Genomic DNA, 22,381 nt, shown 5'->3' with positions numbered 1-22,381 from the left:
GGATTGACGCAAGCAGCACCCGTACCGATTCAACCCGAAACTGAACCCCGAACCTGCGACCAGGTTCGTCACGACGACAGGATGTTGACCATGATCGATTTCGAGCCGAAGTACATCACTTTCGACTGCTATGGCACGCTGACCAACTTCCAGATGGGCCAGAGCGCGCGCGAGCTTTACGGCGACAAGCTGGACCCCGCGAAGATGGACGAGTTTGTCGAGTTCTTCCGCGGCTACCGGATGGACGAGATTCTGGGTGCATGGAAGCCGTATCGCGACGTGGTCGTGAATTCGGTACGCCGCACCTGCGAGCGCACCGGCGTGCCGTTCGACGAAGCGACCGCGCTGAAGATCTACGAGGCGGTGCCGGGCTGGGGCCCGCATGCGGACGTGCCGGAAGGGCTGTCGCGTCTCGCGTCGAAATACAAGCTCGTGATTCTGTCGAATGCGTCGGACGACCAGATTCACAGCAACGTCGGGAAGCTCGGCGCGCCGTTCCACAAGGTCTACACCGCGCAGCAGGCGCAGGCATACAAGCCGCTGCAGAAAGCGTTCGAGTACATGTTCTCGCAACTTGACTGCAATCCCGAGGACGTGCTGCACGTGTCGTCGAGCTTCCGCTACGACCTGATGACCGCATACGACATGGGCATCAGGCACAAGGCGTTCGTCAACCGCCGCCACGAGCCGCTGAACCCGTACTACGGCGTCAATGAGGTATCGGGCATTCCGCAACTGGCATCGTTGCTCGGTCTCTGATCCACTGACACGGCCCGCTGAGCCCAGCGCAACCCACCGACAGGAACGCATCACGATGAAGCTCGATTCCTACTGGCTCGACACCGCGCCACGCTTTACGAAGGCCGCGCAAGGCCCGCTCCCGCAGCGGGTGGACGTGGCCGTGGTCGGTGGCGGTTTCACCGGGCTGTCGGCGGCGCTGGAGCTGGCGAAGCGCGGCATGTCGGTGGTCGTGTTCGAGGCGGGGCGGCTCGCCGCGCAAGCGTCCGGCCGCAACGGCGGTCATTGCAACACGGGCGTCGCGCAGGACTACGCCGCGTTGTCGGCGCGGATCGGCAGCGAGCGCGCGTCGGAGTTCTATCGCGCCTACGCGGGTGCGGTCGACACGGTGAAGGCGATCATCGCCGAAGAGCAGATCGACTGCGATCTGCGTCACTCCGGCAAGATCAAGCTCGCCGCGAAGCCGCAGCATTTCGCGTCGCTCGCGAACTCGTACGAGGTGTTGAAGCGCGAAGTCGATCCCGATGTCGAACTCGTGCCGCCCGAGCGGATTCGCGACGAGATCGGGTCGGACGGATTTTTCGGCGGACTCGTGCAGCGTAACGGCATGCAGATGCACATGGGCAAGTTCGGCGTGGGCCTCGGCGAAGCAGCGGCACGGCGCGGCGCGCAGATCTACGAGAACACGCCGATCACGAACCTGAAGGCGCTCGGCGGCAATGCGTTCGAGGTCAGCAGCCCGCTCGGCACGCTGCGCGCCGAGCGCGTGCTGATCGCGACGGGCGCGTCGCAGGTGGGACCGCTGCAATGGTTTCGCCGTCGTATCGCGCCGGTCGGCAGCTTCATCGTCGCGACCGAGCCGCTCGGCAGCGCGCGTCTCGATGCGCTCCTGCCCACGCGCCGCTCGTATGTGACGACGCTCAATATCGGCAACTATTTTCGTGCGACGCCCGACGAGCGTCTGCTGTTCGGCGGGCGCGCGCGCTTCGCGATGTCGAATCCGCGTTCGGACGAAAAGAGCGGCCACATTCTGCGCGATGCGCTCGCGCGCTATTTTCCGCAACTGGCCGATGTGGGTATCGACTATTGCTGGGGCGGTCTCGTCGACATGACGGCCGACCGTCTGCCGCGCGCGGGGCAGCACGAAGGACTGTTCTATTCAATGGGCTACAGCGGTCATGGTGTGCAGATGTCGGTGCACATGGGCCGTCTGATGGCCGACGTGATGTTCGGCGCCGCCTCGCGCAATCCGTGGCGAACGCTCGAATGGCCCGCGATTCCAGGACATTTTGGACGCGCGTGGTTTCTGCCGCTGGTCGGCGCGTATTACCGGTTGCAGGATGTGCTGCATTAAATGGATTCGGCGAGCCCGGCCGCTCATCGGCCAGGCAACGCGCAGATTGAAAATCACTATTTCCAGAGGTAACTCCATGTTGCGTTTCATGTTCCAGCCTGCTTCCGCCGTTCGCTTCAACGCCGTGCAGCGCCTGGCGGCCGGCGCGGGTCTCGCGATGTCGATGATGATCGGCGCCGCGCAAGTCACGCACGGCGCCGAAGCCGCCACGCTCACCGCCGGTTCGCCGCCGTCGAGCGCACCGACCACGTTCATGAACGTCAAGACACAGCAGATCGAAGGGCTGATGCCCGATGTCGTGAAAGAGATCGGCAAACGCGAGGGATTTAACGTGTCGTACGACGCGGTGCCGTTCTCGGCGCTGATCCAGTCGGTGGTGTCGGGCAAGATCGACATCATCGTCGCGGGCATGACGCCGACGGCCAGGCGCGCCGAAGTAGTCGACTTCTCGCAGCCGGTCACGGCGTTCGGCGAAGGCATCATCGTCAAGGACACCAACAAAACCAACTACAAGTCGGTGCAGGACCTCAAGGGTATGACCGTCGGCGCGCCGACCGGCACCGATTACGGCGACCAGTTGAAGAAGCTCGGCATCTTCACCGAAGTGAAGATGTACGACAGCCCCGCCGACATGACGCGCGACGTGGCGCTTGGCCGGATTGTCGCGGGCTTTAACGACTATCCGATCCTCAAGGCGCAGGAAGCCGCGGGCGCGATGGCGGGAACGCGCGTCGACGACGCCTATGTGCCGATGGAAAAGTTCGATATCGCGGTCGCCGTGAAGAAGGGCAACAGTGCGCTGCTCGCGAAGATCAACGACGCGCTGACGAAGATGAAAGCCGATGGCTCGCTCGACGCGATTTTGAAGAAGTGGCATCTCGCGGGTTGATTGGCATGTTGTAGTAAGAGCCTGAAGAGGCCCAGGCGGGTATCTCGCCTTGCAGCGAGGTGCGCCTGGCAAGGTCCGCCAGCGAGTGGCGCGGCGGGCTGAACGAATCCGGCGAGAATGCAACCAGCACGCGACGAGCATGCGACGAACATGCGACGAACAACGAAAGGCACCACATGCACTGGCACGATATAGTCGACTTTGTACCGATTCTGATTCAGGGCGCGGTGATGAGCATTGTCATCACGCTCGGTTGCCTGCTGTTGAGCACGGTGCTCGGACTGACCTGGGCGCTGCTGAAGATGTCGCGCTACCCGCTCGTCGTTCGCGGCGTGAGCACGATGATCAACGTCGTGCGCGGTCTGCCGATGATCGTGCTGCTGTTCTACATCTACTTCGTGCTGCCCGAGATTCACATTCAGGTGTCGGCATTGCAGGCGAGCATTATCGGGCTTGGTTTCGGCTACTCGACGTATGTCGCGGAAATTTTCCGCGCCGGGATCGAGGCGGTTGATCCCGGCCAGTACGAAGCCGCGCAGTCCATCGGCATGGGCCGCGTCAAAACGATGGTGCGCGTGATCCTGCCGCAGGCAATCAAGGTCGCGCTGCCGCCGTACAGCAATACGCTCGTGATGATGCTGAAGGACTCGTCGCTCGCCTCGACCATCACGGTCGCCGAAATGACACGCGAAGGGCAGTTGATCGCGGCGTCGACGTTCCAGAATCTGACGGTTTATACGCTCGTCGCGATTGGCTATCTGGCGATGAGCCTGCCGCTGATGAGCATGACACGCACGCTCGAACGACGTTTCGGTCGGCATAAGGCCAGGTAAATCAGGTAAGGCCAGATAAGTTCGAAGTGAGGATGCGATGATCGAAATCACGAATGTGCACAAGAGTTTTGGCGCGGTGCCGGTCCTGAAGGGCATTTCGCTGAACGTCCGTCAGGGCGAGGTGGTCTGCCTGATCGGCGCGTCGGGCTCGGGCAAGTCGACGCTGCTGCGCTGTATTAACGCGCTCGAATCGTACGACGAAGGCGAAATCCGTCTGCTCGGCCAGCCTGTCGAACAACGCGCGCGCAACATCAACCAGTTGCGCACCCAGGTCGGCATGGTGTTTCAGCGCTTCAATCTGTTTCCGCACCGGACCGCGCTCGAAAACGTGATGGAAGGACCGGTGCATGTCAAACGCATGCCGCGCGCCGATGCGCAGCGCGAGGCGTCCGAACTGCTGATGAAGGTCGGGCTCGGCCACAAGCTGCATGCGTATCCGAATCAGTTGTCGGGCGGCCAGCAGCAGCGGGTGGCGATTGCGCGTTCGCTCGCGATGAAGCCGAAGGCGATCCTGTTCGACGAGCCGACCTCGGCGCTCGATCCGGAGCTGGTCGGCGAAGTGCTCGGCGTGATGCGCACGCTCGCACGCGAAGGTATGACGATGCTGGTCGTCACGCACGAAATGGGTTTTGCGCGCGAAGTGGCGGACAGGGTCTGCTTTCTGCATGCGGGCCTGATCATCGAAGAAGGCACCGCGCAGCAGGTGCTGGGTTCGCCGCGCGAGGCGCGCACCCGCGAATTCCTGCGCCATGTGCTGACCAATCGCAGCGACGGGCATGACGCGCATGACGGCGGCGCCCCCGCTGGCGGTGCGCTCTCCGGCGGCGCGCACGATGATTTGGCGCCCGGCGGCGTCGGGGGAGCGGCGATATGAGCGGCCGCTTCGTACGTATCGGCGAAACGGCGCGCGCCACAGTCGAATTGACGATCGACGGTGAGCACGTCGCCGCACTCGCCGGCGACACGCTGCTCACCGCGATGCTGTGCTCGGTGCGTCATGTGCGGCAATCCGAATTCGGCAACGAAAGGCGCGCCGGATTCTGCCTGATGGGCGCATGTCAGGATTGCTGGGTCTGGACGGCGGACGGCGAGCGCTTGCGCGCCTGCACCACCGTGGTCGAAGCGGGCATGCGCGTCGTCACGACGCAACCGGAGGCGCAATGGGCGAACCTCGCATCGTAGTCGTCGGCGCGGGGCCTGCGGGCGTGCGCTGTGCGGAAACACTGCTGGCCGCCGGGATTCGCCCGATCGTCGTCGACGAAGGGCGGCGCGACGGCGGCCAGATCTACCGGCGCCAGCCCGACGGTTTCACACGGCCGTACGTGAAGCTGTACGGCACCGAAGCCGCGCGCGCGGAGAATCTGCATCAGAGCTTCGAGCGCCTGCGCGCGCAGATCGATTACCGCCCGCAGACGCTCGCGTGGAACGTCGCGCAAGGCAAGCTGCATATCGTCCATGACGGACACGCGAGCGCGCTCGCCTACGACGCGCTGATTCTGTGCCCCGGCGCAACCGACCGGCTGATGCCGGTCAAGGGCTGGCAGTTCGCCGGCACCTATAGCCTCGGCGCCGCGCAGATCGCGCTGAAGTCGCAGGCCTGCGCGATTGGCCGCCAGGTCGTGTTCATGGGCACCGGGCCGCTGCTATACCTGGTCGCGCACCAGTACGTGCAGGCGGGCGCGAAGGTCGCCGCGGTGCTCGATACGTCGAAGACCGCCGCGCGATTGCGCGCGCTGCCGAGGCTGCTTGCGCGGGTCGATGTTCTGCGCAAGGGCCGCGCGCTCGTGAACGGGTTGAAGCGCGCGGGTGTGCGCGTCGAAAACGGCATCGAGCCGCTTGAAATTGTGGGCAATCCGGACGACGGCGTGCACGGCGTCCGTTATCGCAATGCGCGCGGCGAAGTCGCGCAGATCGAGTGCGATGCAGTCGGGCTCGGCTATCACCTGCGGCCCGAAACCCAGCTCGCCGATCTCGCGCGCTGTGCGTTCCGTTTCGACGCGCTCACGCGGCAATGGGTGCCGCAGATCGACGAACTCGGCCGCAGCAGCGAGAAGGGCGTGTATCTCGCGGGCGACGGCGCACGCGTGCTCGGCGCGGACGGCGCCGAGATCGCCGGTCGGCTCGCGGCGTATGCGGCGCTGAGCGACCTCGGACATGCGGTGCCGGCCGTGACGCTCGACGCATTGCGCCGCGAACAGCACAAGATAGATCGCTTCCGGCTGGGTCTTGCCGAAGCGTTCGCGTGGCCTGCCGCGCAGGCGGCGCGTTTGTCCGACGATACGATCCTCTGCCGCTGCGAAGGCATCACCGCGGGCGAACTGCGCCGCGTGGTGCGGGAAGAAGGCGCTCAGGAAGCGAATCGCGCGAAAGCATTCAGCCGGGTCGGCATGGGACGCTGCCAGGGGCGGTACTGCGGCCACGCGGGCGCCGAGGTGATCGCGGCGGCGGCGAGCGTGCCGCTCGAACAGGTCGGCAGGTTGCGCGGGCAGGCGCCCGTCAAGCCGCTGGCCATTGCGACTGTGGAGGATACCGAGTGAGCGTGAACCACGTACAGGCCGATGTTCTGATCGTGGGCGGCGGCTTCATGGGAGCCTCCGCCGCATTCTTTCTGAGGCAGCGGGGCCGCTCGGTTATCCTGCTCGAACGGCAACTGGTCGGGCAGCAGGCGAGCGGCACCAACTTCGGCAACGTGCGCCGCCAGGGGCGCTTTCTGCCGCAACTGCCGCTTGCGAACCGCTCGCGCGAAATCTGGGGCCGTCTGCCGGAACTGATCCAGCACGACGCCGAGTTCCTGATGTCCGGTCACGTGCGTGTCTGTTATCGCGACGAGCAGGCTGACCAGTTCGAGACTTATGCGAAAGAGGCCGCGCATTACGGCCTCAAACTCGATCTGCTGCGCGGCGACGCGCTGCGGTCCAGGTTTCCGTTTCTCGGCCGCGAGGTGCTGGCCGGGTCGTATTCGCAGATGGACGGGCACGCGAATCCGCGCCTCGCGGCACCCGCGTTTGCGCGTGCTGCTGCGCGGGCGGGCGCGCGGATCGTCGAAAACTGCGATGTCGTGACCGTCGAAAAGGAAGGCGCCGAGTTTCGCGCGACCAGCGCCGACGGCCGCATGTTCCACGCCCCCGTGTTGCTGATTACGGCGGGCGCATGGGGCAGTCTGCTGTCGCAGCAGTTCGGCGAAGCGGTGCCGATCGCCGTCAACGGTCCGCAGATGGCCGTGACCGAGCCGGTGCCGTATGCGATCCAGCCGGTGGTCGGCGTGTCGTCACCGCAGATCGAAGAGGTGGTGTACTTCCGCCAGGTCGCGCGCGGCAATATCGTGATCGGCGGCTGCGCGCGGGCGCCCGCGTTTCTCGACGAACGCCGGGCGAAGGTGCTGCCGCAAAGCACGCTGCTGCAATTCAGGCAGGCGCAGCGGGTCGCGCCGATGCTGCGCAATCTGAACATCATCCGCGTGTGGAGCGGTGTCGAAGGCTATATGCCGGACGACAAGCCGATCATGGGTGCGAGCGGCACGACGAGCGGCCTGTTCTATGCGTTCGGTTTTTGCGGCCACGGCTTCCAGTTGGGGCCGGGCGTCGGCGATACGATGGCGGAACTGATCGACGCCGGTGCGACCAGCACGCCGATCGAGCCATTCGATATTCGCCGCTTTGCGGCCAGCCGTGATGCGGTGCCGGTGCCGCCCGCGTCGCGAGCCGCTTGAATGGAGCGCCGATGCTGAGCCTGAGCCCGATCTCGTCTGCATCTTCGTGGGCGCTGTCGTCACCGTCGACGTCGTCCGCACCGGACCGTGCGAGCCGCGCGGTGCAGCGTGCGCTCGATTTCATCGACGCGTGTTTTGCCGATCCGATCAGCCTGTCCGAACTCGCGGCCGTTGCCGGCCTGAGCATTTCGAGGTTTGCAGTGCGCTTTAGCGCCGAGATCGGCGTGTCGCCGCAGCAGTACGTGCGGCTGGTACGGGTTCGGCATGCGCAGCGTCTGCTGCGGCGCGGCCTGCCGCCGTCGATTGTCGCGACCGAAGTCGGCTTCTTCGATCAGAGTCACCTGTGCCGGCATTTCAAGCGCGTGCTCGGCAGAACGCCGGGGGAGTGGCTGAGCGCCAGCGGTTGATCACCGACGGCTCACCGCCAACCTGGCCGACCCAGCCAACCATTAACGCTGACCAGAAACTGAAAGGCCACCGGCAATCACGCCGGTGACCTTTCGTCTTTCATGCACCCGATTTCACTGATGCTGTTGCGAGAACAGCGTTTCGAGCGGGTATTCGGATTTTACGAATGGCGTCTTGATGATGACGTAGCTGAAATATTTCTCGATGCCGATATCGCGTTCCAGCAGTCCCTCGATCACGCTCTGATAGTGGTTGACGCTGCGCGTGACGAACTTCAGCAGGTAGTCGTAGCCGCCGCTCGCGAGATGGCATTCGACGATTTCGTCCACCGGACGGATCGCCGCCTCGAACTTGGCGAAGTCTTCCCGGCGATGGTCGGCGAGCGTGACCTCGGCGAACACGATCTGTACGTCACCGAGTTTCTGAAGCTGGATATGCGCGCCGTAGCCGACAATGTAGCCGGCCTTTTCGAGGCGCTTCACGCGGATCAGACAGGGGCTCGGCGAGAGCCCCACGGCGTCCGCAAGCTCGACGTTCGTGATACGGCCTTTCTTCTGGAGTTGCGAAAGAATACGCAGGTCGATCCGGTCCAACTTGGTGTCGCCGCTTGTCGTCATGTATCGGTCTGCCCGTCGAAGGTTCTGCTTGTCGCTTCGTCGCGCGTCGCCCGGGTGAGGCCCGGTGAAGTGCCGCGCAGGCCGATGTTATCACGCGCTCAGGCGGCTCAGGCAGCCGCGCGGCCCGCTGTGCGCAACGCGGCGCGCACCTCCGTTTCGTCGAGCACTTCGTCGAGCGTGCGCTTCAGGCGGCCGAACATCTGCTCGAATTCGGCCTCGCCGAAACACAGCGCGGGCGCGAAGCCCAGAATGCTGTCGCCGAATGCGCGGAACACGAGGCGGTTGCGGTACGCGGCCGCCGCGATCCGGTCCGGCAGTTTGAGCGCCGGGTCGAAGCGGGCGCGCGAATCCTTGTCGGCGACCAGTTCCAGCGCGCCGAGCAGGCCGCGATGACGCGAGTCGCCCACGAGCGGATGCCCGAGCAGCGCGTCGAGGCCGGCGGCAAAGCGCGGCGCCTGCGCCTGACCGTTCGCGAGCAGACCGCCTTCCTGATAAAGACGCAGCACTTCGAGGCCGATCGCCGCGCTGACCGGATGCGCGGAGTAGGTCTGGCCATGACCGACGATCGCGGTGTCGCGTGCGTCGCCGGCAATGCCCTGGTAGATTTCGTCCGACATCAGCACGGCGCCCATCGGCGCATAGCCCGAGGTCAGTCCCTTCGCGACCGTCATCAGATCCGGCTCGACCTGTTCCGCTTCGCACGCGAAGAGCGGACCCGTGCGGCCGAAGCCCGTGATGACTTCGTCGGCGACGAACAGGATGTCCAGACGCCGGCACGCGTCGCGCATCGCTTTCAGCCAGCCGACCGGCGGCACGATCACGCCGCCCGATCCCTGGATCGGCTCGCAGAAGAACGCCGCGACGTTGTCTGTGCCGAGTGCCGCGACCTTGGCTTCGAGAGCGGCGACCGACGCGGCGATCAGCGCCTGCGCGTCGTCGCCATGCGTCTGACGGTACGCATACGGCGACGGCAGATGATGCTGGTGCGGCAGCGGCAGATCGAAGTTGCGATGGAACGCGGGCAGTGCGGTGAGTCCCGCGCCGACCGACGACGAGCCGTGATAGCCGCGCTCCAGCGCGATCATCTGCTTTTTCGACGGACGTCCAGTCGCGTTGAAGTAATGCGTGATGAAGCGGATCGCGGAGTCGACCGCGTCGGAGCCGCCAAGCGTGAAGTACACGTGTTGCAGCGAAGCGGGCGCGAGCGCGACCAGCTTGTCGGCCAGTTCGATCGCGGGCTCCGACGAAAAGTGGAAATAGGTGGTGGCATACGGCAGCTTCGTCATCTGACGCGTCGCCGCTTCGACGATGCTCTGCTGGCCGTAGCCGACGTTCACGCACCACAGGCCCGAAAACGCGTCGAGCAGCTCGTTGCCGTCGATGTCGCGCAGATACGCGCCCTGGCCGGATTCGAGTACGGTGGCGCCGCGCGCTTCGTGCGCACGGTAGTTGATGACCGGGTGGATCAGATGCTTGCGGTCGGCGGCGATAAGCGATGTTTTTGACATGATGGTAATTCCCGGCACGTTACGAACGGTAAGACTCACCCCCTGATAGTAGCGAGAGCCGCATGCGTGCCGTTCCGCCAAAAAAAAGCCTAAAGAGCGTGCGTGCAGCGTTTTGGACCCGCAGACAGCATTTTGTGCTGCAAGTGCTTGATAGCGGGGTAGCGTGTCGGTGAGGCGGGTTGGTTTTGGGGAGGCTGCCTGATTGCATGTGGGATGCTGGAGAAGCATGGGGGCAAACGGTGTGATGAGCGCGATGACGAACTTGACGAACGCGACGATGTGCGTAAGAACGAGCGCAGTGACAAGGGCAATGACAGGCGCGAGAGTGGGCAACAAACCAATAAGACATCAGGCGCAACGCCAACGCCAACCCAACCCACCCACGCGCCCCAATCACGCAAGCGACTGCATGATCACCGCATATTGATGCAACGCGCCGTCGGCAATATCCGTTTCCCTCCGACGCGTCGCATCGGCAAGTCGCCGCATCTTCACCACCGTCTCCGTCCGCACGATTCCGAGCCCGCTCAGCCACGCGTCCAAGCCGTGTCCATGCGGCGCGTCGATACGGATCAGCGCGCCTTCGTTCAGTGCGAGCCAGTGGCGGATCAGCGCCTTCGCATGAACGCCGTCCGGCGCGTCCCCAGCGACCACCGGGCCGATGATGAACCCGCGTCCGAAGCGTCGAAACAGCGAGAAACCGAGCAGTTCGCCGTCGCGATCGAGCGCGATGCCATCGGCCAGATCGAGCAGCGGCGGCAGCACGAGACTACGGTCGAGACCGCTTGCGCGCGACGCGAGCGCGACCAGTTGTGCCGTATCGCGCGCGCCGAGCGGACGCAACCGTTCGTTGGTGGGCAGTGCGACGAGCGGCGGCCTGAACGCCGCGCCCTGCATCTGGTCGAGCGCGCCGCACGCCTCGAAGCCGAGCGCTTCGCACAGCGGCCGCGCGGCATCGCTCGCGTACAGCGTGATGTCGCGTTCGCCGAGTTCGTCGAGCGCGCGCGCGAACAGCGCCTCGCCGATCCCCTTGCCCCGATGTTCCGGCGCAACCAGCAGCATGCCGAGCGTCGCGCGGTCGCTGCCGAACATCCAGCACACCACCGTGCCGACCAGCGCGCCCGCCATCTCGGCGACGAAGCCGATCCCGGTGCGCGCCGAAAAGCGCCATTCCTCGCGGCGATGCGGCCAGCCGATCGCCGCCGACAACCGCTGCGCGGCGGGGATGTCGTCGGGACTCAGGCGTCGACAGGTGAACAGTGCGTGGGTGGTCGGATCGGACACGGGGCGCTCCCAGAGTAGTCGGCCGTGCCGCGACTGTTGCACGTTGCCCGCCCGGTGACTAGTACGAATTTTTTATCGTGGTGCATCGCGCACAACGAAGCGGTGGTCATTCGCAGCCTCGGGGCCTGCGATACGAAATGCGCGGTCAAGCGGTTCAGATCGCGTGCGGCGTGCTGAAACGGCCAATTTTGTCGGTGCAATCTGCGGCGCACTCGCTCCTACGATGATGTTCATGCAGCGGCGTTTATCCGCGGTGGCGGAGCCCAGTGCGCGAAGCGCATATCAGGGTCTATGCCAGGGGCGGCAAAACATGCTGTTTGGAGCACTCAAAACCGCGTTTTCGAATGGTCGCATCTGTCGATACGCGATCAACGGCAGTTTTTGCAGTGCTTAAATCGATTCATGCAGTCACACCGCGCCGCGACCAGCACGCGGCGCGCCGTCGAACACCAATGCTGGATATCCCGCGTTCAATTTCGAGTGAGGAGCAGTTCGCATGTACGACGACGAAATCAAAAAGGGCGGTTTCAGCCGCCGTGACATGATGCGTTTGCTGGCCGCCGGCGGCATGCTCGCCACCGGTGCGGGAGGCCTGCTGGCGGCGGCGAACCCGGCGTTCGCCGCGCCCACGCCGAAGAAGGGCGGCAAGATCCGGGTCGCCTACGACGCATCGTCTACCGCGGATACGCTCGACCCGGCCAAGGGCTCGGCCGGCTCCGACTACATCCGCTTCTTCATGTTCTACAGCAGCCTGACGCAGCTCGACGCGTCGCTGACGCCGCAGATGAACCTTGCGGAGTCGGTGGACAGCAGCGACGCGAAGGTGTGGGTAATCAAGCTGCGCAAGGGCGTGATCTTCCACGACGGCAAGGCGCTCGCGCCCGCCGACGTGGTCTATTCGCTGATGCGCCACAAGAATCCGGCGACCGCGTCGAAGGTGAAGACGCTCGCCGACCAGTTCGTGGATGCGAAGCAGACCGGCCCGAACGAAGTCACGCTGACGCTCACGTCGGCCAACGCCGACTTGCCGGTAATTCTCGCTACGCCGCAATTCGTGATCGTCAAGGACGGCACGACCGACTTCACGACGGCGGTCGGCACCGGCCCGTACAAGGTGAAGACGTTCAAGCCGGGCGTCTCGACGGTCGGAGTGCGCAACGACAGCTTCTGGAAAACGGGCGCGGGCCCCTATCTCGACCAGATCGAACTGATCGGGATCGGCGACGACGCGGCGCGGGTCAATGCGCTGCTCTCCGGCGACGTTCATCTGATCAATTCCGTCGATCCGCGCTCGACGCAGCGCATTTCGGCGACGCCCGGCTATGAGGTGCGCGAGACCAAGTCGGGCCTCTACACCGACCTGATCATGCGCCGCGACAATCCGATGTCGGGCAACCCCGACTTCGTGCAGGGGATGAAGTATCTGTTCGACCGCGACCAGGTGCGCAGCGCGGTGTTTCGCGGCTATGCGGTGATCGGCAACGATCAGCCGATTCCACCGGGACACCGCTATTTCAATGCGTCGCTGCCGCAGCGGCCGCACGACCCGGACAAGGCGAAGTTCCACTTCCAGAAGGCGGGCGCGATCGGCACGACGCTGCCGCCGATCTACGCGACGACCGACGCGAACGGCTCGGTCGAAATGGGCGAGCTGCTGCAGCAAAGCGCCGCGAAGATCGGCGTGAATCTGAACATCAATCGTGTGCCGGCCGACGGGTACTGGTCGAATCACTGGATGAAGCATCCGCTTGGCTTCGGCAGCGTCAATCCGCGCCCCAGCGCCGACGTGCTGTTCACGCAGTTCTTCAAGTCGGACGCGCCGTGGAACGAGTCAGGCTGGAACAATCCGAAGTTCGACCAGTTGCTGGGCGCCGCCCGTTCCGAAACGGACGACGCGAAGCGCAAGCAGATGTACGGCGACATGCAGGTGCTGGTGTCGGAGCACGGCGGCATCGGCATTCCGACCTTCCTGAGCCTGCTCGATGCGAACGACAAGAAGCTGCAAGGTCTCGCACCGGTGCCGACTGGCGCGATGATGGGCTTCAACTTCGCCGAGTACGTGTGGTGGAACGCGTGATGCGCTGAGCACGAAGCCGGCGCGCGCGAGCGCGGCGGCTGGCCTTGCGCAACACCACGGCAACCCGCGGCAACACCACAGCCATCCCGCAGCGCAACCGAGGAGGTCCTGCCCATGAACCGGAACATCGCCCAGTTGATCGGCCGGCGTGTCGCCGTCACCGCGCTGACGCTGCTGATCGTCTCGATCATCATTTTCGTGATCACCAACCTGTTGCCCGGCGACGCCGCCCAGGCCGCGCTCGGCCAGTCGGCGACCGCGGAAACGGTCGCGGCGCTGCGCCAGCAGTTCGGCCTCGACCAGCCCGCGTGGCTGCGCTATATCCACTGGCTGATCGGCCTGCTGCACGCGAACTTCGGCGTGTCGCTGTCGAACAATCTGCCGGTGACCGAATTGATCGAAGGGCGTCTGCCGAAGTCGCTGACGCTCGCCGCGATCACGACCGCCGTGTCGGTGCCGATCGCGGTGTCGGCGGGCATTCTCGCGGCAGTCAACCGCGAGTCGCTGATAGACCGGATTGTGAGCCTCGGCACGCTGTCGCTGGTGGCGACGCCGGAGTTCCTGATCGCGACGCTCGCGGTGCTGGTGCTGGCCGTCAAGCTGCACTGGCTGTCGGCGCTGTCGTATAGCGGCGAGATCGACAGCCTGCACGATTTTCTGCGCGCCTACGCGATGCCGGTCGTCACGCTCTGCGCGGTGGTCATCGCGCAGATGGCGCGGATGACGCGCGCGGCGGTGATCGAGCAACTGAGTTCGTCGTACGTGGAAATGGCGATGCTCAAGGGCGCCAGCCCCGCGCGCGTGGTGCTGCGCCACGCGCTGCCGAACGCGATCGGCCCGATCGCCAACGCGGTCGCGCTGAGCCTGTCGTATCTGCTCGGCGGCGTGATCGTCGTCGAGACCATCTTCAACTATCCGGGCCTCGCGAGCCTGATGGTCGATGCGGTGAGCAACCGCGACTTTCCGCTCGTACAGGCCTGCACGCTGCTGTTCTGTCTCGGCTACCTGCTGCTCGTGCTGCTTGCCGACCTGTGCGCCATCATCTCCAACCCGAGGCTGCGGACATGACGATACTTCCACCTTCTTCCCAAACGCCGCACCGGCTCGGCGCGCTCGAACCGGTGCACCGCAGCAGCATGTTGCCGCAAGGCACCGAGCCCGGCCGCCCGTGGGGCAGCGGTGGAGGCCCGGCACCGCAGCGGGTGCGCCGGCGCAGCGTCGCGCAGCGAATGAACCTGTCGACAGGCGGCTGGATCGGCCTCGCGATGGTCGGCTCCGCGCTGTTCGTCGCCGCGTTCGCACCGTGGATCGCGCCGCATCCGGTCGGCGCGATTCTGACGCCCGACGTGTTCGCCGGTTTCAGCGCGAAGTTGCCGCTCGGCTCGGACTACCTCGGCCGCGACATGCTGACCCGCATCATCTACGGGATGCGGCTGACGGTCGTGCTCGCGCTCGCCGCCGCGCTGCTCGCGGCGCTCACGGGGACCATGCTCGGGCTGCTCGCGGCCGTCGCCGGCCGTCGTATCGACGAAACGATGAGCCGCCTGCTCGACGCGGTCACATCGATTCCGTCGAAGATGTTCGCGCTGATGATCGTCGCCGCGTTCGGTTCGTCGCTGCCGTTGCTGATCATGACGGCCGCGGTGAGCTACATGCCGGGCTCGTACCGGATCGCGCGCTCGCTCGCGGTCAACATCGGCACGCTCGAATACGTGCAGGTGGCGCAGGCGCGCGGCGAAAGCGCGCTGTACATCGCGTGCTTCGAGATGCTGCCGAACATGATTCACCCGATGCTCACCGACACCGGACTGCGCTTCACGTTCGTCGTGCTGCTGCTCTCCAGCCTGAGCTTTCTCGGGCTCGGTGTGCAGCCGCCGTATGCGGACCTCGGGTCGCTGGTGCGCGAGAACATTGCCGGTCTCGGCGAAGGCGTGCCGGTCGTGATCCTGCCGGCTATTGCGATCGCCGTCCTGACGGTCGGCGTGAACCTGCTGATCGACGGGCTGCCGCACCGGGGCCGCCTCAAAGGCGCGGCCGATGCCGATGGAGGTCATTGATGAAGGCCCATCTTTTCAGACGTGCCCATGCGGCCTTCATGGCCAGATCGGGCGGCGCGCCGTTGCCGTCGTCGAATCTCGTCGAGGTGCGCGGGTTGCGCGTGGTCGGCAGCCGTGCGGGCGAGCCGGATACGACGATTGTCCACGACATCGACTTCGAGATCGCGCGCGGCGAGGTGCTCGCGCTGATCGGCGAATCCGGCTCGGGCAAGACCACGATCGCGCTGTCGCTGATGGGCCACGCGCGCAGCGGCTGCCGGATCGCGGGCGGCGCAATCCAGGTCGGCGACACCGACGTGCTCGGGTTGTCACCGATAGCGCTCGCCGACCTGCGCGGCCGCAAGGTAGCGTATATCGCGCAGAGCGCGGCCGCCGCGTTCAACCCGGCGCGCACGATCATGGACCAGGTGATCGAAAGCGCGCTGATTCACGGCACGCTCGCCAAACGCGCGGCGCAGGAAAAGGCGGTCGAACTGTTCCGGGCGCTCGCCCTGCCGGAACCGGAGACGATCGGGCGGCGCTATCCGCACCAGGTATCGGGCGGACAGTTGCAGCGGTTGATGGCGGCGATGGCGCTGATCACCGATCCGGAACTCGTGATCCTCGACGAACCCACCACGGCGCTCGACGTGACCACGCAGATCGACGTATTGCAGGCGTTCCGCCGCGTGATCCGTCAGTGCGGGATGACGGCGGTCTACGTGTCGCACGATCTGGCGGTGGTCGCGCAGATGGCGGATCGGATCGTCGTGCTGAGCAACGGCGAGATTCGCGAAACGGGCCGCACGGAGCAGATTCTGCATGCGCCGGCGCATCCTTATACGCAGAGCCTGATTGCCGCGGTTACGCCGGTTATGCCGGATATGCCGTTTGCGCCGGTGCCGGCGGGTACGGCCGCGACCGCGGTGGCTGACGGGTCCGCGCTGCAACCTCGGCCAGCCGCCGCGCCGCTGCTCGAACTGCGCCGTCTGACCGCCGGTTACGGCGGCACCAATGCGAAAGGCTGGCCGAACAAGGTGATCCTGAACGACGTGGACCTCGTGATCGGCCGCGGACAGACGGTCGGCGTGATCGGCGAATCCGGCTCGGGCAAGACCACACTCGCGAAGGTGATCGCCGGACTGGTGCCGATGGCGCGCGGCACGCTGCTGCTCGACGGCAAGCCGCTGGCGGCCGACCTGCGCCGTCGCAGCCGCGAACAGTTCCGCTGCATCCACATCGTGTTCCAAAACGCCGACACCGCGCTCAACCCGACCCATACCGTGGAGCGCACGCTTGCGCGGCCGCTGAAGTTCTATCACGGCATGAAGGGCGACGCCGCGAAGCGCCGCGTGGCCGAACTGCTCAATCTCGTGCGGCTGCCCGCCGAACTCGCCCAGCGCCGTACCGGCGAATTGTCTGGCGGACAGAAGCAGCGTGTGAATCTGGCGCGGGCGCTCGCCGCCGAACCGCAACTGATCCTGTGCGACGAAGTGACGTCCGCGCTCGACACGGTGGTCGGCGCGGCGATCCTCGAACTGCTGCGCGATCTGCAGAAAAAGCTCGGTGTGTCGTACCTGTTCATCACGCACGACATTGCCAAGGTCCGCGCGATCAGCGATGACATCGTCGTGCTGTATGCGGGGCACCGGGTCGAGACTGGCACTCGCGACGCGCTGTCGGCACCGCCGTATCACCCGTATTCGCATCTGCTCGTGTCGTCCGCGCCGGAGTTGCGCGCGGGGTGGCTCGAGGAAGCGGACGAACGTTGTCATCGCGCGCTGCCGCCGATTGGCGAAGCGACGCACGAGCCGGAGTTGTGCACGTTTCTCGCGCGTTGCCCGATGCGGATCGACGGGGTTTGCAATCGCACCGCGCCGACCGAGCGCACGCTCGCGAGCGGCGCGCAGGTGCTGTGTCATCGCAGCGAGGCGGAACTGGAGCAATACCAGAGCATGCCGGGCGATGACGCGGCGGCCGTGGCCGTGCTCGCGGAGTCTGCGAGCGTGCGGGGTTGAGGGTATCCGAGTGGGCGTCGCGCGGTGCGTGCGGCAGTGCGTGTGCGTGCCCGCGCTTGCGCGGGTAGTGCGGACGCTTGACAGGCGTCGGTTGCCTGCGCGCGCAACGCGAGCAGCGTGCCGCCCGGTTTGCGCACGTAACTCGAACACACGACGCGCACCGTTACTGCGAATCAACGTTTCTGTACGTGCTCCCTCTGCGCTGCGCTGCGCGGCAGGGGCGCGGTGTGTCTCGTCCGGGGCACGCGATTGCCGGACATTTTGCGAGGATACGGGTCAATGGGCTTGAGAATCGGAGTCGACATCGGCGGATCGTTTGCCGATTTCGCAGTGCTGGACGATGCGTCGGGCGAACTTAAAACGCTCAAGGTGTTCTCGCGGCCGGATAGCCCCGGCAGTGAAGTGCTACGCGGCATGGAACAGCTGCGCGAGCGCGACGGCATCGATCCCGCCGACGTGATGTACTTCACGCACGGCACGACGGTCGGCGTGAATGCCGTCGTGCAGCGCAAGGGCCTGCGGCTCGGCCTGATCACCACGAGGCATTTCGAGGACGTGCTGGATCTCGCGCGCCTGAAAGGCCCCGACATGTACAGCCTGCTGTCGAAGCGGCCCGGGCCATTGGTGCCGCGCGAGCGCGTGTTCGGCGTGGTCGAGCGGCTCGCGGCGGACGGCAGCGTCGAGACGCCGGTCGACGAAGCGAGCGTGCTCGACGCGCTCGCGCGGCTCAAGCAGTCCGGCTGCGAAGGCGTGGTGGTCGCGCTGCTGCATGCGTACCGCAATCCCGCGCACGAGCATGCGGTGAAGGCGCTGATCGAGCGCGCGATGCCGGACTTCTTCGTGTCCTGTTCGAGCGACGTGTGGCCGATCATCCGCGAATACGAGCGCACGTCGACGGCGGTGATCGGCGGCTATGTGCAGCCGAAGGTGTCGCACTATTTGAGTTCGCTACAACGCGCGCTGGTCGAGACCGGCATCACCGCCGACATGAAGGTCACCAAGTCGAACGGCGGCGTGATGAGCGCCGAGGCGGGCAAGACCAACTGCGTGCAGATGATCCTGTCGGGCACCGCGTCCGGCGTGATTGGCGCGGCTTATGTCGCGCGGCAAAGCGGCATCGATCATTGCATGAGCCTCGACATCGGCGGCACGACCGCGGACGTCGCGCTGATCGTCGACGGCGAGCCGCAGTATGCGAGCGGCGAATATATCGGCGATTTCCAGATTCATATCCCGTCCGTGTCGGTGTCGTCGATCGGCGACGGCGGCGGGTCGATTGCGTGGGTCGACGACTTTGGCGTGCTCAAGGTTGGGCCCGAAAGCGCGGGCTCGAATCCCGGACCCGTGTGCTACGGACGCGGCGGCACCCGCGCGACGATCACCGACGCGTTCGTCGTGCTAGGCGTAATTGGCAATGCGAGCCTCGGCTACAACTCGGTGAGCGTCGATCACGACGCCGCGCATCGCGCGATTGAGGTGCTCGCGCACAGGCTCGGCATCGGCGTGTATGCGGCGGCCGAGGCGGTCGTCGATGTCGCGGTGTCTGGCATGTACACCGGCGTCAGCCGAATCGTGTCGCGCTTCGGCATCGATCCGCGAGCGTTCGCGTTGCTGCCATTCGGCGGCGCGGGGCCGATGCTCGCGTGCTATTTCGCACGGGCGCTCGGCATGGAGCGCATCGTCGTGCCGACCGCGCCGGGCGTGCTGAGCGCGCTCGGCGGACTGATCGCCGACACCCGCAACGACTTCGTCAAAACCACCTACTACGACCTGGATAGCGGCACGCTCGCGCGTCTCGCTGACGACCTGCATGCGCTCGACACGGCGTCGCGCGCGTGGCTGCGCGAACAGGTCGGCGACGACGTGCGCGCGAATCTGATCGTTTCTGCCGATATGCGCTACAAGGGCCAGTCGTTCGAAATCGACACCCCGCTCGACGCCGCGTGGCTCGCGGGTGGCGATCTCGGCGCGCTGACCGAGGCGTTCCATCGCGAGCACGAGCGACTGTACGGGCACCGCGACGTGCGCGCGACCGTGCAGGTGATCGCGCTGCGTCTCGTCATCAGCGCGGCGACGCCGAAGCCGGTGCCGGTGCCGATAGCGGCGGGCGACGGCGCGCCGGTCCCGCTGGGCACGATCCGCGTCTACATGGATGGCGAGTTTCACGACGCCGCGCTCTACCGGCGCGCGGACCTCAAGGCGGGCGAGCAGTTCGACGGACCCGCGGTGGTCGCTCAGGACGATTGCACGACCAGCGTGCTGCCCGGTTTTCGCGGCCGGGTCGACCGCTTCGGCAACCTCGTTTTCACGCTCATTTGACCGCACAGGGAGCCGAACTTATGCAATTCGACAAGGCAGTGCTTCAGATTTTTGCGAACTATTGCGTGGCGGCCGCCGAGAGCATGGCCTACACGCTCGTGCGCACCGCGCATTCGACCTTCGTGAAGGAGACGGAAGACTTCTCATGCGCGATCACGACGCCCGAGGGACTCACGTTCGCGTCGCCGAAAACGCTCGGCGCGACGTGGTACGTCGGCCTAGATTACAGCGCTGTGATCGGCATGATCGACGATTACGAGCCGGGCGACATCGGCATGACCAATGATGCGTATAGCGGCTTCGTCGCGACGCATACGCCGGATATCGTACTGTGGAAGCCGGTGTTTTACGGCGGCGAGATCATCTGTTTCGTCGGCGGCCATATTCACAACACCGATATGGGCGGCGCCGTGCCGGCCTCGCTGTCGCGCACGCTGACGGAGATCCAGCAGGAGGGCATCCGGTTTCCGCCGTGCAAGATCGTGCGCAAGGGCGTAGTCGACGAGTCGCTGATCCGGCTGATGGCGACCAACGTGCGCGTGCCCGGCCAGAATACCGGCGACCTGCATGCGCAACTGGCGTCGCTGCATACCGGTGAGCGCCGCGTGCTGGAGATCGTCGAGCGCTTCGGCATCGATGGCTTCAAGGCCGGAATGAGCGCGTTGCTCGACTATTCGGAGGAACAGGCGCGCACCATCTTGCGCGCGATTCCCGACGGCGATTATTTCTTCGCCGAATTCGCCGATGAAGATTCGGTCAATGGCAAGCCGATGCGCGTCGCGCTGACCGCGCGCATCCGCGACGGCCTCGTGGAAATGGACTACACCGGCAGCGATCCGCAATTGCAGTCGTCGCTGAACATGCCTACAGGCGGACGCGAACGGCATGCGCTCGCGCTCGTCGGACTCGTCTACGTGCTGTACACGCTGAATCCGGAGATTTTGCTGAATACGGGGATGCTGCGCGTCGCGCGCTGCATCCTGCCCGAAGGCACGGTGGTCAACGCGCAGGCGCCGGCCGCGGTCGGCATGCGCAGTCTGACCTGCAAACTGACCCATCTGTTGACTTTCGGCGCGTTCTCGCAGGCGGTGCCCGAGCGGCTCGGTGCGTGCCCGGCGGGCGGGCTGTCGATCCTCAGCGTGAAGACGACGGGCGCGCAAGGCGCGACCGTGATGGCGTCAATCGGGCCGATTGGCGGCGGCGCGGGCGGCGGTCCCAACGACGACGGCGAGGATGGTTCTGGCGCGAACAACGCGTTTCTGCGCAACACGCCGGTCGAGATCAACGAGGCCGAAGTGCCGATCCGCATTCTGCGTTATGGCGTGGCGCCGGGCTCGGGCGGCGCGGGACAGTATCGCGGCGGACAGGGGCTCGTGATGGAGTTCAAGGTGTTTTCGCCGAATACGCTCGTCACCGCGCGCAACCGCGACCGCACGCGGTTTGCGTCGTGGGGCGTGCGCGGCGGCCACGCGGGCGCGAACGCGCGCTTCACGCGCAATCCGGATACGCCGCATGCGGAAGAGCTGGACAACAACGATCTGGTCGTCTGCATGCCGGGCGACGTGATCCGGCTGATCGGCGCGGGCGCGGGCGGCTATGGATGGCCTGTCGATCGCGAGCCGCAGCGGGTACGCGACGACGTGCTTCGCGGCTATGTGTCTGCGGACACAGCGCGTGAAGTCTACGGCGTCGTGCTGGCCGGCGATGCGGTCGATGAAGCAGCGACCGACGCGTTGCGCCATGCGATGCGTGGACGCCTCACCGGTGCGGAAGTGCCTGAGTTTACGTATGGCCCGTACCGCGATGCGTTCGAGGCGAAATGGACCCACGAACGTTATGTCGCGTTGACTGACATCCTTGCGCGCGTGCCGGTGCAATGGCGGCATTTCATCAAGCACCGGTTGTTCGAAGCACTCGACGCGAACCTCGCGGAACGCACCGCGAGAGGCGAGACCGATGACGGCAATGCTGCGCTCGTACATCGACTATTCGCTCAGTTGTGCGAGACGTACGCGACATTGAAGGTGGCATAGCGTGGGGCTTATCGATGCGGGGGGGTGGGGTGGTCAACGGCGGCAACGGCAACGGCGCAGTGAGGCAACGCATCCGTGCAACCGGACAATCGGCGCCTGACAACGTAGCGCAAGGGGAAGATGACATGGGCGGAGTCGTCGACTACGCGGCAGGCAATTCATCGGCGTCGATGTCACGCGCGATCCGGCGCAGCATCGTGTTGATCGAAAGTTCGTTCGCACAGCCGGTCAGTCTAGCGACGCTCGCAGCCGCGGCAGGGCTGAGCGTGTCGCGGTTCGCGACGCTGTTTCGCAAGGAGGTGGGCATGCCGCCGCATCGCTATGTGTGTCTGGTGCGGATCGGGCACGCGCGGCGGTTGTTGCGCGACGGCGTTCCGCCTTGCGCGGTCGCGACCGAGGTCGGGTTTTTCGATCAGAGCCATTTCGGCCGGCATTTCCGGCGCGTGGTTGGCGTTACACCGGGGCATTTCGTGGCGTCGCCGGAATCGGAGCGGGCACTCGGGTGAGGTGAGATGAGTGAAGCGGCGCGGCAATGCCTGCCGTCGCGTCCGCTTGCCG

Annotated in this window: 19 protein-coding genes; 16 read left to right on the top strand and 3 right to left on the bottom strand. The window is 65.5% G+C overall.

All coding sequences use genetic code 11. The annotated features are described in order from the left end of the window. Nucleotides 1-90: 90 nt before the first annotated feature. The 9 genes from BXE_RS40065 to BXE_RS40025 all read left to right on the top strand — a co-directional run bounded on the left by BXE_RS40065 (nucleotide 91) and on the right by BXE_RS40025 (nucleotide 7,930). Nucleotides 91-759: a haloacid dehalogenase type II gene (locus BXE_RS40065; protein WP_011493865.1), complete on the top strand. Its 669-nt coding sequence runs from the start codon at nucleotides 91-93 to the stop codon at nucleotides 757-759. Nucleotides 760-814: 55 nt separating this feature from the next. Continuing rightward, nucleotides 815-2,092: an NAD(P)/FAD-dependent oxidoreductase gene (locus BXE_RS40060; RefSeq protein ID WP_011493864.1), complete on the top strand. Its 1,278-nt coding sequence runs from the start codon at nucleotides 815-817 to the stop codon at nucleotides 2,090-2,092. A gap of 76 nt (nucleotides 2,093-2,168) precedes the next feature. Next, entirely contained in the window at nucleotides 2,169-2,981 is an 813-nt protein-coding gene (locus tag BXE_RS40055; protein WP_011493863.1) for an ABC transporter substrate-binding protein, read from the top strand. 176 nt (nucleotides 2,982-3,157) lie between these two features. Beyond that, nucleotides 3,158-3,814, top strand: coding sequence for an amino acid ABC transporter permease (locus BXE_RS40050; RefSeq protein ID WP_011493862.1), 657 nt, complete (start codon nucleotides 3,158-3,160; stop codon nucleotides 3,812-3,814). Between the two features lie 37 nt (nucleotides 3,815-3,851). Further along, nucleotides 3,852-4,688, top strand: coding sequence for an amino acid ABC transporter ATP-binding protein (locus tag BXE_RS40045; RefSeq protein ID WP_011493861.1), 837 nt, complete (start codon nucleotides 3,852-3,854; stop codon nucleotides 4,686-4,688). Then, nucleotides 4,685-4,996, top strand: a complete 312-nt coding sequence (locus BXE_RS40040) for a (2Fe-2S)-binding protein (protein WP_011493860.1) — start codon at nucleotides 4,685-4,687, stop codon at nucleotides 4,994-4,996. Before BXE_RS40045 ends, BXE_RS40040 begins: the two co-directional genes overlap by 4 nt. Further along, nucleotides 4,975-6,351: an NAD(P)/FAD-dependent oxidoreductase gene (locus BXE_RS40035; protein WP_011493859.1), complete on the top strand. Its 1,377-nt coding sequence runs from the start codon at nucleotides 4,975-4,977 to the stop codon at nucleotides 6,349-6,351. The genes BXE_RS40040 and BXE_RS40035 overlap by 22 nt, the downstream gene beginning before the upstream one ends. Nucleotides 6,352-6,353: 2 nt before the next feature. Next, a complete protein-coding gene (locus tag BXE_RS40030) occupies nucleotides 6,354-7,523 on the top strand; it encodes an NAD(P)/FAD-dependent oxidoreductase (protein WP_040123691.1) in 1,170 nt (389 codons plus the stop codon). An 11-nt stretch (nucleotides 7,524-7,534) separates the two neighbouring features. Continuing rightward, entirely contained in the window at nucleotides 7,535-7,930 is a 396-nt protein-coding gene (locus tag BXE_RS40025) for a helix-turn-helix domain-containing protein (RefSeq protein ID WP_011493857.1), read from the top strand. 114 nt (nucleotides 7,931-8,044) lie between these two features. On the opposite strand, the gene BXE_RS40020 is transcribed toward BXE_RS40025, so the two are convergent. The 3 genes from BXE_RS40020 to BXE_RS40010 form a co-directional block, all read right to left on the bottom strand. Then, a complete protein-coding gene (locus tag BXE_RS40020) occupies nucleotides 8,045-8,548 on the bottom strand; it encodes an Lrp/AsnC family transcriptional regulator (protein ID WP_011493856.1) in 504 nt (167 codons plus the stop codon). A 107-nt stretch (nucleotides 8,549-8,655) separates the two neighbouring features. Beyond that, complete coding sequence (locus BXE_RS40015; RefSeq protein ID WP_011493855.1) at nucleotides 8,656-10,056, bottom strand: aspartate aminotransferase family protein; 1,401 nt, start codon at nucleotides 10,054-10,056, stop codon at nucleotides 8,656-8,658. 393 nt (nucleotides 10,057-10,449) lie between these two features. Further along, nucleotides 10,450-11,340, bottom strand: coding sequence for a GNAT family N-acetyltransferase (locus tag BXE_RS40010; RefSeq protein WP_011493854.1), 891 nt, complete (start codon nucleotides 11,338-11,340; stop codon nucleotides 10,450-10,452). Between the two features lie 496 nt (nucleotides 11,341-11,836). Between BXE_RS40010 and BXE_RS40005 the strand changes: the two genes are divergently transcribed. From BXE_RS40005 to BXE_RS39975, 7 genes are all read left to right on the top strand, one after another. After that, the gene (locus BXE_RS40005; RefSeq protein ID WP_011493853.1) at nucleotides 11,837-13,417 is read left to right on the top strand and encodes an ABC transporter substrate-binding protein; all 1,581 of its coding nucleotides are present in this window, start codon (nucleotides 11,837-11,839) and stop codon (nucleotides 13,415-13,417) included. Nucleotides 13,418-13,531: 114 nt separating this feature from the next. After that, nucleotides 13,532-14,485 carry an ABC transporter permease gene (locus tag BXE_RS40000; RefSeq protein ID WP_011493852.1) on the top strand — a complete coding sequence of 318 codons (954 nt, stop codon included), beginning with the start codon at nucleotides 13,532-13,534 and terminating at the stop codon, nucleotides 14,483-14,485. Further along, a complete protein-coding gene (locus tag BXE_RS39995; RefSeq protein ID WP_011493851.1) occupies nucleotides 14,482-15,474 on the top strand; it encodes an ABC transporter permease in 993 nt (330 codons plus the stop codon). Before BXE_RS40000 ends, BXE_RS39995 begins: the two co-directional genes overlap by 4 nt. Nucleotides 15,475-15,512: 38 nt before the next feature. Continuing rightward, nucleotides 15,513-17,471, top strand: coding sequence for an ABC transporter ATP-binding protein (locus BXE_RS39990; protein WP_040123692.1), 1,959 nt, complete (start codon nucleotides 15,513-15,515; stop codon nucleotides 17,469-17,471). Nucleotides 17,472-17,750: 279 nt separating this feature from the next. Continuing rightward, a complete protein-coding gene (locus BXE_RS39985) occupies nucleotides 17,751-19,790 on the top strand; it encodes a hydantoinase/oxoprolinase family protein (RefSeq protein WP_011493849.1) in 2,040 nt (679 codons plus the stop codon). 20 nt (nucleotides 19,791-19,810) lie between these two features. Continuing rightward, entirely contained in the window at nucleotides 19,811-21,823 is a 2,013-nt protein-coding gene (locus BXE_RS39980) for a hydantoinase B/oxoprolinase family protein (RefSeq protein ID WP_011493848.1), read from the top strand. Between the two features lie 125 nt (nucleotides 21,824-21,948). After that, nucleotides 21,949-22,329, top strand: a complete 381-nt coding sequence (locus BXE_RS39975; protein WP_040123693.1) for a helix-turn-helix transcriptional regulator — start codon at nucleotides 21,949-21,951, stop codon at nucleotides 22,327-22,329. Nucleotides 22,330-22,381 lie beyond the last annotated feature (52 nt).

It is taken from the genome of Paraburkholderia xenovorans LB400 (assembly GCF_000013645.1).
Classification (GTDB): Bacteria; Pseudomonadota; Gammaproteobacteria; order Burkholderiales; family Burkholderiaceae; genus Paraburkholderia; species Paraburkholderia xenovorans.
This window is presented reverse-complemented; position numbering and strand designations above follow the sequence as displayed.

Coding starts and splice junctions, on each gene's coding strand:
- BXE_RS40065 (WP_011493865.1), top strand. CDS start 91: ATGATCGATTTCGAGCCGAAGTACATCACTTTCGACTGCTATGGCACG.
- BXE_RS40060 (WP_011493864.1), top strand. CDS start 815: ATGAAGCTCGATTCCTACTGGCTCGACACCGCGCCACGCTTTACGAAG.
- BXE_RS40055 (WP_011493863.1), top strand. CDS start 2,169: ATGTTGCGTTTCATGTTCCAGCCTGCTTCCGCCGTTCGCTTCAACGCC.
- BXE_RS40050 (WP_011493862.1), top strand. CDS start 3,158: ATGCACTGGCACGATATAGTCGACTTTGTACCGATTCTGATTCAGGGC.
- BXE_RS40045 (WP_011493861.1), top strand. CDS start 3,852: ATGATCGAAATCACGAATGTGCACAAGAGTTTTGGCGCGGTGCCGGTC.
- BXE_RS40040 (WP_011493860.1), top strand. CDS start 4,685: ATGAGCGGCCGCTTCGTACGTATCGGCGAAACGGCGCGCGCCACAGTC.
- BXE_RS40035 (WP_011493859.1), top strand. CDS start 4,975: ATGGGCGAACCTCGCATCGTAGTCGTCGGCGCGGGGCCTGCGGGCGTG.
- BXE_RS40025 (WP_011493857.1), top strand. CDS start 7,535: ATGCTGAGCCTGAGCCCGATCTCGTCTGCATCTTCGTGGGCGCTGTCG.
- BXE_RS40020 (WP_011493856.1), bottom strand. CDS start 8,548: ATGACGACAAGCGGCGACACCAAGTTGGACCGGATCGACCTGCGTATT.
- BXE_RS40015 (WP_011493855.1), bottom strand. CDS start 10,056: ATGTCAAAAACATCGCTTATCGCCGCCGACCGCAAGCATCTGATCCAC.
- BXE_RS40005 (WP_011493853.1), top strand. CDS start 11,837: ATGTACGACGACGAAATCAAAAAGGGCGGTTTCAGCCGCCGTGACATG.
- BXE_RS40000 (WP_011493852.1), top strand. CDS start 13,532: ATGAACCGGAACATCGCCCAGTTGATCGGCCGGCGTGTCGCCGTCACC.
- BXE_RS39995 (WP_011493851.1), top strand. CDS start 14,482: ATGACGATACTTCCACCTTCTTCCCAAACGCCGCACCGGCTCGGCGCG.
- BXE_RS39990 (WP_040123692.1), top strand. CDS start 15,513: ATGGCCAGATCGGGCGGCGCGCCGTTGCCGTCGTCGAATCTCGTCGAG.
- BXE_RS39985 (WP_011493849.1), top strand. CDS start 17,751: ATGGGCTTGAGAATCGGAGTCGACATCGGCGGATCGTTTGCCGATTTC.
- BXE_RS39980 (WP_011493848.1), top strand. CDS start 19,811: ATGCAATTCGACAAGGCAGTGCTTCAGATTTTTGCGAACTATTGCGTG.
- BXE_RS39975 (WP_040123693.1), top strand. CDS start 21,949: ATGGGCGGAGTCGTCGACTACGCGGCAGGCAATTCATCGGCGTCGATG.